The sequence below is a fragment of the Paenibacillus sp. Soil766 genome (assembly GCF_001428105.1).
In the GTDB taxonomy this organism is placed as follows: domain Bacteria; phylum Bacillota; class Bacilli; order Paenibacillales; family NBRC-103111; genus Paenibacillus_E.
The window spans coordinates 102726-114752 of sequence record NZ_LMSJ01000003.1 but is presented as its reverse complement, the minus strand read 5'-3'; the positions used below and the strand labels follow the sequence as shown (position 1 = coordinate 114752).

Sequence of the window (12027 nt, the reverse complement as noted above, 5' to 3'; positions counted from 1 at the left end):
TAACACGCTGCTATTACATGGATTGTCTACCGTAGTGGGGATGTCCTGCGCTTTAGTCATTGGATTAATGCTGGCAGAGTTGGAGGTCCTCCAGTTAATCCGTCTAACGATTTGTTTTTGAGAGTTTAAGATAGTATGGTACTGTTGAAAAGATATACGATACTCTTCAGTACTAAGGAGATAAAAGCATGCTTCTGTCAAAAGGACAAAAGATAGATGTAACCAAGGGAAAAGGGTTATTAAACTTAAAATTGCAATTTGGATGGTCTGCAGACTCAAAATTGAGTATAGATTGTTCCTGCTTTGTATTATCAGCAAATAATCGGTGTGAGAAAGATGAAGACTTTATCTTTTACGGGAATCCAACTGCGTTAAACGGGGCAGTGACGCATGGTCAAGCTAGTGGGCAAGACAAAGAAGTCATCTCCTTATGTTTGTCGAAGATCCCAGAAAGTACAGCTAAGATTGCTTTCTCACTAACTATTCACGAAGGTGAAAAAAATGGATACAGCATGAAAGATGTCTCCAATCGGTATGTAAGACTCATGGATGCTGATCGTAATGAAGAACTATTTCGTTATGAATATGGATCGGACTTGTCGAAAGAAACAGCAATAGTCGTTGGGGAGTTATATAGGCACAATGGTGAGTGGAAGTTTACTGCGATTGGCAGCGGTTTTTTTGGCGGATTAGCGGCGTTATGTACGAACTTTGGCTTAGTGATCGAGGAGGAAGAGGTCGTGCAGGAAACTGCAGAGCCGATTAAGCAACCTGTCCTCTCATCAATTGATCTGCGGAAGAAGATTGTTCAAATCACATTAGAAAAGAAGAAAATGAACAATGTTGCTGCAAGAGTTGGTTTAGTGCTCGACATCTCAGGATCTATGCAACTCTTGTATAAGAACGGGACAGTTCAGGAGGTTGTTGAACGGATACTGGCGGTAGCATGTAAATTTGATGATAATGCGACGCTGGATATTTGGGTGTATGATAACGAATTTAGTCGATTGTCAGGGGCAACGGAGCGAGATTTTGACCAATATGTGGTGAAAAATATTTTGAATAATAAAGATATCCATAAGTTTGGTCGTAATAACGAACCTCCTGTCATGAATGATGTTATTCGTAAATATACAGTCGAAGAGGATTCACCGCTTCCAGCGTTTGTTATTTTTATAAACGATGGCGGAGTTGTAAAATCAATTAAAAAAGTAATCGTGGAATCCTCACTCAAACCACTTTTTTGGCAATTCGTCGGAATCGGAGATTCCGATTTTGAAGTGTTGAAGAAGTTGGATACGATGGAAGGCAGAATTGTAGACAATGCTAATTTCATTCACATCAAGGATATTGCTAAGATATCGGATGAAGATTTATATAATCAACTGCTGAATGAATTTCCGTTATGGCTTAAGGCAGCGAAGGATAAAAGGGTTATTCGGAGTTAAAGGAACTGGACGCTACCAAATACAATCTCAAGGGCTGCCCCAACGAGGGTAGTCCTTGTTGCATTTCCAACAAATGTATAAATAACAGAATCACTGTAATGCTAATACATTATTAATGATTTTCTATATAGATATTAAACATTTATGAGGTATGATAGGTTTTAGTTCAGTAACCGTAGAGTAGACAGGAGTTGACTTTCCTTTTGATACAACTATTTTCCAGGCTAGCTAGGCAATGGAGGCATAATGTTAACTTGTTTCGCAAGGCCCCGGGCGTACAGTCGGTGGGTCTGAAGCTGTTAGTCTGGGCAGTTGGAGGTACAGCCATTCTCTTGGTTGGATTCAGTTTTTTTTCGTACTCACATTCGCAGCAAATTGTCATAGACAAGGTGACTTCAGCTACCAAGCAAACGGTTGTGCAATCCAGAGACACGTTAAATATTATTTTTCGGAATTACGAGGATTTAACCTTTAGTATTTTGACCGATGATGAAATGTTGAATCAACTCCACGTATACGGGAGCGCGTTATCTAGTCAGAACGATAAATTCGTGGCTAGGAATAAAATAGTAGAGAGTTTCGCCATTCGTTTCTTTAGCAAAAGTGATATTACGAATATTCACGTGATCCCAGTGGATCCGAAGCTGAAAGAAATTACAACGGATACGCTTCATGCGGAATTAATCGAGTATAGTAAGGAAGAGTGGTTCCAGAGGGCGGTTATTGCAAATGGCGAAATTGGATGGCTCCCTACGAAAAGATATGGCTACTCCGATTTAGGACAACCCTCGTTCGCCATTAATCGGCTTATTAAATTGAGTTCAGGTATGAAATATGTGCTTCTTATTGAGATCAGCTCTGAGGTGTTGAAGCGTTCCATAGGTGAGATACCAAGTGGAGAAATGGTCGTTCTGAATCCGGATAATCAATTGTTAACTAGGACGAATTCAGAAATCGAAGGAGACTTCTATCGAATTCCTAACGTGCTCGCAGCGAATCCCATTCATGCGGGACATCCTTCCGATAGTAAAACGGTCAAGGTAAATGACGAGATGCAACTGGTTGTCGCGGAGAAATTAGCGGCCAGTGATTGGACCGTACAAGCGGTGATCCCAGGCTCAGAATTGTTCAAAGATGCCAACACCATTGGCAATAGTATGTTGATTAGTATGGTTGGAATTGCGATCATTACCTACTTGTTTAATTACTACTTGCAGAGACGGAGGAATGCGAAGAAAATCCGATATATGGCTTACCATGATCACTTGACGGACATAGCAAACCGGAAGTTGTTTATGGAGGTGATAGAGAAGGAAATTCAGTTAGCGCGACAACATAAGCTGGAATTTACCGTTCTATTTCTGGATTTGGACAGGTTCAAAATAATTAATGATACATTTGGCCATGAAGCTGGCGACAAATTGCTCATCGAAACGGCGCGCCGATTAGAAGATATATTGGATAAATCATGTACCATCGCTCGATTTGGCGGGGACGAATTTCTAGTGCTGATACCGAACTCAGGGGATCAAGATGCGATATTGACCATCATTCAAGAGATCACCAATCAGATTCAGAAGCCCGTGTTTTATGAAGAGAACGAGCTTTATGTCTCTGTTAGTATAGGTGTTAGCATGTACCCGCGGGATGGGAATGATATCCAGAGTCTAACCAAGCATGCGGATACTGCAATGTACAGTGCGAAGGAAAGCGGTAGAAATAATCATAAGTTTTATAACTCCACGATGGAAAAAGATACATATGAAAAGCTTTCTTTAGAAAGAGATTTACGCCATGCGATAGAGCGTGATGAATTGTTTCTCTACTATCAGCCTCAAATTGAACTGGACTCGGGATGTATCATCGGTATTGAAACGCTAGTCAGATGGAAGCATCCGAAGCATGGTTTCATTCCGCCATCTGAGTTTATTCCAATTGCTGAGTACTCAAGGTTGATCGTACCTATCGGCAAATGGATTTTATACACAGCATGTAAGCAGAACAAAGCATGGCAGGATGCAGGGCTTCCCAAGGTGCATGTAGCTGTCAATTTATCGATTCACCAGTTTCAGAATTCGGAGATCATTCAAAACGTTGCACAGATCCTGGAGGAAACAGGCTTGGAGCCGCAGTACTTGGAATTGGAAATTACAGAATCCATTGCGATGCAGGATGTGGAAAAAGTTATTTTAACCTTGCAAGGCTTGTATGCCTTAGGGGTGAAAATTTCAATAGATGATTTCGGTACAGGTTATTCTTCCTTAAATTATTTGAAAAACTTCCCGATACAACGGTTAAAAATTGATAAATCGTTTCTGGATGACATTGTAAGCAATGAGAAAGAGCGTGCCATCGTCGGAGCCATTATTATCATGGCACACAGTTTGAAACTGCGAGTGACGGCCGAAGGCGTTGAGTCAATGGAACAAGTGGCTTTATTGCAAGCCTGCAATTGCGATGAGATTCAGGGTTACATCTACAGCCGTCCCATTCCGACAAGCGAATGTGCGGAATTGCTGGCAAAGAGAAGGGTGTACGATACAACTGGGGAACTTTTACAAGATGGCTAACCATTTGAGCACGAGGGGGGAGACCATGATGAGTAGTAAACCACGAGAAAGGAAGAATTGGTTGATCGTTCTGAATTGGATTGTGCTTGCGAGCTTCGTAATGGGGTGTTCCGGTGAGGAGCATCCCTTGCCAACTTCATCGCCATCGGGCGAAACGAAAGTAACGCTGCGTATGATTGAGAGCTTGACGAATTCGAATCGCACGGTGATTTTGAAAAGTTTGCTAGCACAATTCGAAAGCCAGAACCCCAATATCCATGTCGAATTGATATCACCTCCTTTTACGCAGGCGGATATTACGATAAAGACGATGCTGAATGTGAAACAAGAGCTCGACGTGATGGAAGTCAGAGATATTAATGTCGCAGATCTGGCGAGTCAGGGCTATATTGATCCATTAAACACGTATATGTCTTCTTGGGACGAAATCAATACGCTGTCCAATGCTGCCAAATCGATCTCCGTCATCGGCCGTAAGAATTACTTTATCGCTAACGGTTTGTATCAACGCCAAATGTTTTACAGAAAGGATTGGTTGGAGGCTGCAGGTCTTAAACCACCTTCTTCTTGGGAAGAGATTTATGAAACGAGTAAAAAACTAACAGACCCTGCCAAGAATCGGTATGGCTTTTCCTTTCGTGGAGCTAAAGGTTTTATTGCTACCTCGGATACGTTGATTCGGGCTTATAATGGTGATCGCGTAAATCTGGATGATGGTCAATTTCTGAATGACGGGTCAACGATTTACACTTCACCTGAAGCGGTGAAAGCGATGGAATTATATTTGAACCTGTATAAGGATGCATCACCACCCGATTCTCTGTACTGGGGATTCCAAGAGCAGGTGGAGGCGTTCACCTCAGGTGTGACAGGAATATTGCTGCAGGATCCAGATGTCATTCAAACGATCCAGGATAAGATGCATCCAGGAACTTGGGCGACAGCGCCACTACCAACAGGGCCCAAAGGGAATGCGCTTGTAAGTGTAGGTGGGGCTGGCTGGGGGATTGCCTCTTATTCCAAACATAAAGCTGAAGCATGGAAGCTGATCGCTTTTCTTTCAGGTGCCAAGCAAAACACGGAATTATCCAAAAAATACGGCCTGATTCCGATTCATACTTCTGCCGTCAAGGATGTATTTTTCCAAACAGGTCCCTATAAAACCTTGCTCGATATGACGCTCAAGCCAGATACCTACCTGCTCTTCAAACCGCCGTTCCAATATCCGGGCAACAGCAGCTGGGACAAGGTAGCGATGGAAACAGGCCAGGTGATGCTGTCAGGGAATGCGACAATTGAGGAAACGTTAAGCAAGTGGGATGCTTTTTGGAAGGAACAGAAACGTACTACGGGGCTTGAATTGAACAAGAATTGAAACGTGATAGAATAGAAGAAAGTAGATTCGTTTTTGAAAAAGGAGAGCTCTAAGTGAATCCAGATATACGGAGCCTAGTTGCTGTAACTCGAAGCTTAGAACAAGCTGGTATTCGTTACTCGTTAGGTGGCAGTGGGTTAATGCTGAGCCTTGGTTTAACCGATACGGTTGGTGATTGGGATGTTATGGTTGAAGCCCCCCTTGAGCAGGTCAAGCATGCGTTGCAGCACGAGCAAATCGAAGAAATAACGAGTGGGGACTATCCATTTGGCACAGATTATAAGCTTGTCGTACATTGTGATGCACCACAGGTGGAAATCATCGGAGGGCTTTCCATCTATTCGAGTGGAGGTTTATGCAAACTGCCTTCTATTCCGAGCTCTTCATGGAACGGTATTCAAGTTGGCAGCCCTGAAGTCTGGTATGTGGCCTATGCGCTTATGAATAGGAGCGCGAAGGCGGCGATATTGCTGTCCTATTTGAAAGAAGTTGGTGCTAATAAAGACATTCTTATCCGATTGATGAAGGAACCACTCCCTGATACGATCATGGAGGAAATTAGATTGCAGATTGAAACATAAAAGGACGAAACAATGGCAAATCAAATCACAATTCAGGCATTCAAATATGGCAATCGTCTACATTACGAATGGAACACAACCTTGTTAGAACAGACGGATTCACATATTGTTGTTCTAGGTGAGTACGGAAGACAGCTGCATCATTACACGAAGCAAAGTGTATTTACGATCGATAATTGGTCTATTGAATTTTTCCCATTCGATTCTTGGTTTACAGTGAGTGCTGAAGTCGTTGACGGTAGGTTAGAACAGTTTTATTGTAATATCAATCAGCCGGCAGTAATGAAGGGGAACACCGTTTCTTTTGTAGATTTGGATCTAGATTATGTGAGAAGAAATGGTGTCTGGCAGGTTGTTGATGAAGATGAATTCGCAGCTCATGCGATTCAATTCGGGTATCCCGTTGATCTGATTGGGCAAGCTGAGCAAGAGCTAGTGGCTTTAAAGGAAAAGGTTGTTAAGAAGGAATTTCCGTTTGATGGTTATCTCGAAAAGTTCATGAATTGTATTCCTAGGTCATGCAGGTAATGATTACAAACCTATGGGGAGGTTTCACTTATCATGATTACGGTGCAAATGGTGCTAGATCGCCTTATTGATCCCGTTGGACAACTAGAGAAGACAGTAGATACGCTGAAAAGCGGACGGCCCGATGCAGAAGTTCGGAAAGTGGCTGTTGTCTTTATGACGACGTATGCGGCCATTAAGCAAGCTGTTGAATCAGGTGTCGATCTCATCATCACGCACGAACCGACGTATTACAACCATATGGATGAAGGCGAGTGGCTTAGCGGAAATCCTGTGTATGAAAAGAAGCGAGCACTCATCGAGGAATCGGGTATTGCGATTTTTCGCTTGCACGATTACGTACACAGCTATCAACCAGATGGTATTCTGATAGGCATGTTGAAGCAGCTAGAATGGGAATCTTATGCTAGTTCTGAGGAGATGAAGCTGCTGACGCTGCCTCCTAGTGAAGTACATACCGTACGCACCATTGTTGCTCATCTGAAAAGTAAACTGGGCATAGAAAGTATGCTTGTGGCCGGGGACTTGGATCTTTCTGTGAAGCGTATGGGCTTACTGCCTGGAGCGTCTGGTGGTCGTTCTCATATCCAATTCCTCGGAAGTCAGGATATCGACGTGCTGATTGTCGGTGAGACCAATGAATGGGAAACGAACGAATATGTGAGAGACGCCGCGGATATGGGACTAGCGAAGGCACTGATCGTAACGGGGCACCAGAAGAGTGAAGAAGCAGGGATGCAAACCGTCGTGGAGATGGTGCGCGAGGCGTTTCCTGAGGTGCAGGTGGAGTTGATCGAGTGCCCGCTTGCGGTGCAGCGGATTTAATAAGGACGAAATACAAGCAGTAATACAAGCAGTAATACAAGCAGTCTAGGGCACTTGGGTGTCTTGGGCTGCTTTTTGCTTTGTGAAGTCCTCCTTCTTCCTCGCGTCCCGCACTCCTCGCCCCGCTCACCCTCGCGTCCCCTTTGTCCTTATGCCTTCCCTCTATTCCCCTCCCTTTGGCGGCAATTTTGGTAAATAAATGGAAAATATAGAGTTAATTTTGCTGAATGCCCTGAAATTTCGTGAATAGATGGAGAATGTACAGTTATTATAAGCAGAATTAGCGGTATATGGGCTTTTGGCTGAAATTAACTGTATGAAATCCATCATTTGCTTCGAAATGAGTAGAAACATCAATAATAGCTACATAAAATCCATTTAATTTGATTCGGCCGAGGTGGAGCGAGGTAAAGGAAAGGTTGCGGTAGCTCAGTTTCTAGTTGCAGTAGGGGGGCGGTTGCGCTGGGAGGAGAAGTAGGAGAAGTAGCGGCAGTAGAAGTAGAAGTAGAAGTAGAAGTAGAAGTAGAAGTAGAAGTAGAAGTAGAAGTAGTTCTAGCAGAGTAGCAGATTCTAGTAATAGTTGTAGCTATCCAACATAAAGTAATGGCATAATTAGGAAAACAGAGAATGCTTAGTAAGGTGTATCCCATGTGAGGAAGGTGATTGGCGAATATGCAGAGGTTTAAGTTCATGTATAAGCAATTTTTGAAAGAACCACTATGGTTCAAAGTACTAGTCTTAACCACCTTGGTTATTTCAATTGTCTTTAGTGGCTCTGTTTTTTCGTCGAGTGTTCAAAGCATAGCTAAATTCGCTGCGGCGGTCTTTTTTTGCACATATGCGATAAAATTTCGAAGGATAGTGAAGGTTTCCGTTGCGTTTTATGTACTCGCAGGGTTATGTTTGTTTGTGGCCTGGGGGCGGTTATAGACTATAGAAAGATCTGAGGTATAGCTATGGGCTTGAAACGTCAACGGGTTACAATCATTACTAGCTTAATCCTTATAGCCTCATGTCTAGTTGTTTCTCTCCATGCGGTCAACGATAAGCCTTCATCTCATCCAACAACGAATTCTCAAACCAAGTACTGGCCAGGGGATGAATGGCGTACCTCGACACCAGAAGAGCAGGGCATGGATTCTGATTATTTGTATCAAACGATGAATAAGACCATGACCTATAAACAGGATGTGTTTAGTCGGTTCGATAGCATGCTTATTATCAAAAATGGCTACCTAATCTCTGAATTGTATGCGCCGAATAAGCGGAAAGATGAATACTATGATTTATATTCAGCGACGAAAAGTGTCATCTCCGCGTTGGTCGGAATTGCTATCTACGAAGGGTATATAGCAGGATTAGATGCCAAAGTTATGGATTTCTTTCCAGAGTACAGGACCCAACCGCTCGATCGTAAGAAAGAATCGATTACTGTAGGGGACTTACTCACAATGTCAGGCGGGTTCAAATGGGATGAATGGAATAATCCCGCCACAGATCTAGACCCCGCAGGCGAAATGTTCCGCAGTCTAGAACCAGTAAAGTTCTTGCTAGAAAAGCAGATAGTAAATGAACCGGGAACCGTATTTAATTACAGCACAGGAGAGTCGCTCCTGCTTTCAGAAATTATTAACAAATCAACAGGCATGGGTACAGCTAATTATGCAGCCAAGAAGCTTTTTGAACCATTGGGGATCCGCAACTATAAATGGGATACATTACGTGACGGCGTCCCTGGGAATTTGCGGCTAACAGCTAGAGATATGGCGAAATTCGGGTACCTATTTTTAAATCACGGTGTATGGAACGAGCAACAGATTGTCCCATCGGACTGGGTGGATAGATCCACCTCCAAACAAATCGATACGAATGTTGGCCAAGAGACAGACGGTTATGGGTATCAATGGTGGAGGAATACGTTTGGTGGGTACGCTGCGAAAGGGATGTTTGGGCAATATATATGCGTTCTGCCAGAGCAGGATATCGTCGTCGTGTTTCAAAGTCATTTGTCAATTAGAAATATCGACTACTTATTACCCTTGTTCATGGTGAAAAATGCAGTGATAAACGCGATCAAATCACATAACCCTTTGCCTCCGAACAATCAATTAAAAGAATTTGAAAAAGGTTTGCTAGCGGAACAAAGCTCGGAGTTTGGTACTTGTGGGAATACATTTGGATGCAAGAATTAAGTTACAGTGAGATAAGACAATTTCGGACTAATAGGTGCAGTGGATGCTAAAAATAAAGGAGCTAAGCGCTTAAATCGCTTAGCTCCTTTTAGATGCTACTTCTTCCTACGCTTGCTAGCTAGAGTGTTGGAAGCCTTCCCGTTTCCGCCGACGGCATGCTGCTGCTTCGTGCCCGGACTTTCGATGGCGGAGTTGGTCCCACTTGTGCTGTACTTGCCAGCGCCGCTTGCCACTTGGGTGGCCGAAGCATTCGCCGCATGTTTGGGGAGCTTAACGATTTGATCGTTAATGACAACGATGATTTCTTTGTCTTTACGACGAATTTCGGTGAGGCTTTTGCTGCCAGATAACTTGCCTTTGGCGCCTTTCCCTAACCGGTTCCTCGCCTTGCCGCCTGCCCCAACGCTTTGTTGCTGCTGGCTATGCGGTGATTTAATAGCAGCGTTACTGCCAGCTGCACTGCTGCGGCCTGCACCACTGGCAAGCTGCGTCGTGTTAGGAGCATTCGTAAATTGATGGTTGATAACGAAAACCAACCTATGAATACCATGAATTGGCGATTGTGCAATAATGCGTTTCTTCCCTTTTTCTATGATAATCGTGACGCGGTCTGATTTCATTGCACACAGATCCTCCCTATTGGGTTCTTCCTTAAGTATATGCCCGTAGGACAAATTGGTAAGGGATAGGGGCTGAGTGGGTGAGAAAAGAGATGCGATCTATGTGCCTATGTAACCTGCGAAGTACCGAGATCTTTACGTCGATACACACTAAGGATGAGTCCGATAGCTACAAATTGGAAAATGACAAGTAACCCGGTATAGCTAATGAATGGAAGCTGAAACGAGCTATAGGGAGCTAGGCCGATCGACATGAGCATACTCCACGTAAATTGCGTTGCAAAGACAGCCAAAAGGGCAGATACGATGGCTTTTCCATAGGGATCTTTCACTTTCCGTGAAACACTAACGGTTTGTTGAATGAATAGGGCTACCATCATTACCAGGATAATCCCAGCCCCCCAACCGAAACAATAGATGAGGAAAGGGAACATCATCTCGGATTGAAGTACAGGCAATCTACTAAGTGGAGCACCAAAGCCATATCCCCGCCAACCAGCGGATTGTATAGCCATTTTGGATTGAGTCAGTACGTAATTCATACCTAGTTGATCTTGATTTTGGTGTATAAAAGCGTAAAGGCGATCGACCGGATAGCTTAATTTGAGAACGAACATGCCAAATGCAGCTACAAGCAGACCGAAATGCACAGCGAGAATGGCTCGCCTTTTCTGCAAAACCAGCAGCAAAGCCAAGCACCCAATAAAGAGCAGTACGAAATTATTAATCGAGTGTGTAAGTAAAATGAGTAAACATGGGAGCCAGACAGATCCTACGTTGATCCAGCTACTTCGAATGAATGCTCGCAGGGAGGATGCGTTCGCAACGATTCTGTGTGGTTTGCTCCAAATTCCAGCTAAAGCGATGAGTAGCAAGTAAGGGGAGAGCGCAGTGATATTCAGCTGGATAAGTCCAATCCTCACATAACCTCTGATGCCATTCATCATATCTCCAGATAGTAGGACATAGCTAAGCAGCATAATTGTGCCGATATAGAGAACCCAAGAGTATCCAGCTAATTTACGATAGTTGCTGAAGCCGATCAACAGCATTAAGCATGAGCCTATGCCAAAAAAAACAACTTGTTTCATAGCAAGTGAACTGAGATTTTGACGATAGGAGGCAGTTTGAGCAGAAAATATGGCAACTAACCCGATCGTTATAAAAAGTACAATGACAGCCAGCAATCCCCAATTAAAACGAGGTCGATACGCCAGATGAAACTGCTGCCCGATCACATCAGGCGTTCCCATTTGAGCAATGGATTCTTTAACTGCCGCATCCAAATCACCCCCGCTACTTAGCTTCTCCTCAATTAACTCCTGCAAATGACTTTCAAGCTCCATGCGGACTTCCTTGTGGACCTCTTTTGCTTTAATTTCGCGACAAACTTGCTTTAGAAAAGTTGTAATCTCCTCATGCTGACGAAAACTGCTCATACGCCGCCCTCCCCAAGTACACGATCTACCGTATTGCGAAAAAGCGACCATTCCTGCTTCTTGACCTTGAGCTCGCCTTTACCTTGCTTCGTTAGGCGGTAATATTTGCGCTTGCGTCCGTCTTTCTCATCCCAGTAGGCTTCAACAAAGCCTTCAGATTCCAACGTGTGCAGAATGGGATAGAGCGTTCCTTCCTTTAGGGTGAACACGCCATCGGAATGTTTCTCCATCTCTTTGGTCATCTCGTAGCCGTACATGTCCTTCTGATCCAATAGAGTCAGAATCAGAATAACGGTGCTTCCTTTCATAAGTTCTTTACTGATTTTCATGGTTAGCTCCTTCTTACTATAGGATTACGATGCATCGGATATCTATGTATAGTGTAAAACAAAAGGAAGGTATTAGCAATGTTTGGCTATTAGTTGTAATCCGATACTTTATCCCCTCCG

10 protein-coding genes and 1 pseudogene are annotated in these 12027 nt (G+C 43.6%); 8 read left to right on the top strand and 3 right to left on the bottom strand.

From position 1 onward, the window contains the following. Positions 1 to 188 precede the first annotated feature (188 nt). The 8 genes and pseudogenes from ASG89_RS37425 to ASG89_RS03330 form a co-directional block, all read left to right on the top strand. Positions 189 to 701 (top strand): annotated as a pseudogene (locus ASG89_RS37425) (TerD family protein); the annotation flags it as partial. A 132-nt stretch (positions 702 to 833) separates the two neighbouring features. Continuing rightward, on the top strand, positions 834 to 1448 hold the full coding sequence (locus ASG89_RS37420) for a vWA domain-containing protein (RefSeq protein WP_057308981.1): 615 nt from the start codon (positions 834 to 836) through the stop codon (positions 1446 to 1448). Between the two features lie 254 nt (positions 1449 to 1702). Next, on the top strand, positions 1703 to 4018 hold the full coding sequence (locus ASG89_RS03360; protein WP_057308893.1) for an EAL domain-containing protein: 2316 nt from the start codon (positions 1703 to 1705) through the stop codon (positions 4016 to 4018). 25 nt (positions 4019 to 4043) lie between these two features. Beyond that, the gene (locus tag ASG89_RS03355) at positions 4044 to 5393 is read left to right on the top strand and encodes an ABC transporter substrate-binding protein (protein ID WP_235549579.1); all 1350 of its coding nucleotides are present in this window, start codon (positions 4044 to 4046) and stop codon (positions 5391 to 5393) included. Between the two features lie 53 nt (positions 5394 to 5446). Beyond that, complete coding sequence (locus ASG89_RS03350) at positions 5447 to 5974, top strand: hypothetical protein (protein ID WP_057308891.1); 528 nt, start codon at positions 5447 to 5449, stop codon at positions 5972 to 5974. Positions 5975 to 5986: 12 nt separating this feature from the next. After that, the gene (locus tag ASG89_RS03345) at positions 5987 to 6502 is read left to right on the top strand and encodes a DUF402 domain-containing protein (protein ID WP_057308890.1); all 516 of its coding nucleotides are present in this window, start codon (positions 5987 to 5989) and stop codon (positions 6500 to 6502) included. Between the two features lie 33 nt (positions 6503 to 6535). Then, positions 6536 to 7327, top strand: coding sequence for a Nif3-like dinuclear metal center hexameric protein (locus ASG89_RS03340; RefSeq protein WP_057308889.1), 792 nt, complete (start codon positions 6536 to 6538; stop codon positions 7325 to 7327). A 956-nt stretch (positions 7328 to 8283) separates the two neighbouring features. Then, positions 8284 to 9519, top strand: coding sequence for a serine hydrolase domain-containing protein (locus ASG89_RS03330; RefSeq protein ID WP_057308887.1), 1236 nt, complete (start codon positions 8284 to 8286; stop codon positions 9517 to 9519). 95 nt (positions 9520 to 9614) lie between these two features. Here ASG89_RS03330 and ASG89_RS03325 read toward each other — a convergent pair whose 3' ends face one another. The 3 genes from ASG89_RS03325 to ASG89_RS03315 all read right to left on the bottom strand — a co-directional run bounded on the left by ASG89_RS03325 (position 9615) and on the right by ASG89_RS03315 (position 11907). Further along, positions 9615 to 10139: a hypothetical protein gene (locus tag ASG89_RS03325; RefSeq protein ID WP_057308886.1), complete on the bottom strand. Its 525-nt coding sequence runs from the start codon at positions 10137 to 10139 to the stop codon at positions 9615 to 9617. 107 nt (positions 10140 to 10246) lie between these two features. Then, a complete protein-coding gene (locus ASG89_RS03320) occupies positions 10247 to 11578 on the bottom strand; it encodes an FtsW/RodA/SpoVE family cell cycle protein (protein WP_057308885.1) in 1332 nt (443 codons plus the stop codon). Further along, on the bottom strand, positions 11575 to 11907 hold the full coding sequence (locus ASG89_RS03315; RefSeq protein ID WP_057308884.1) for a PadR family transcriptional regulator: 333 nt from the start codon (positions 11905 to 11907) through the stop codon (positions 11575 to 11577). The genes ASG89_RS03320 and ASG89_RS03315 overlap by 4 nt, the downstream gene beginning before the upstream one ends. Positions 11908 to 12027 lie beyond the last annotated feature (120 nt).

Coding starts and splice junctions, on each gene's coding strand:
- ASG89_RS37420 (WP_057308981.1), top strand. CDS start 834: ATGAACAATGTTGCTGCAAGAGTTGGTTTAGTGCTCGACATCTCAGGA.
- ASG89_RS03355 (WP_235549579.1), top strand. CDS start 4,044: ATGATGAGTAGTAAACCACGAGAAAGGAAGAATTGGTTGATCGTTCTG.
- ASG89_RS03345 (WP_057308890.1), top strand. CDS start 5,987: ATGGCAAATCAAATCACAATTCAGGCATTCAAATATGGCAATCGTCTA.
- ASG89_RS03340 (WP_057308889.1), top strand. CDS start 6,536: ATGATTACGGTGCAAATGGTGCTAGATCGCCTTATTGATCCCGTTGGA.
- ASG89_RS03330 (WP_057308887.1), top strand. CDS start 8,284: ATGGGCTTGAAACGTCAACGGGTTACAATCATTACTAGCTTAATCCTT.
- ASG89_RS03325 (WP_057308886.1), bottom strand. CDS start 10,139: ATGAAATCAGACCGCGTCACGATTATCATAGAAAAAGGGAAGAAACGC.
- ASG89_RS03320 (WP_057308885.1), bottom strand. CDS start 11,578: ATGAGCAGTTTTCGTCAGCATGAGGAGATTACAACTTTTCTAAAGCAA.
- ASG89_RS03315 (WP_057308884.1), bottom strand. CDS start 11,907: ATGAAAATCAGTAAAGAACTTATGAAAGGAAGCACCGTTATTCTGATT.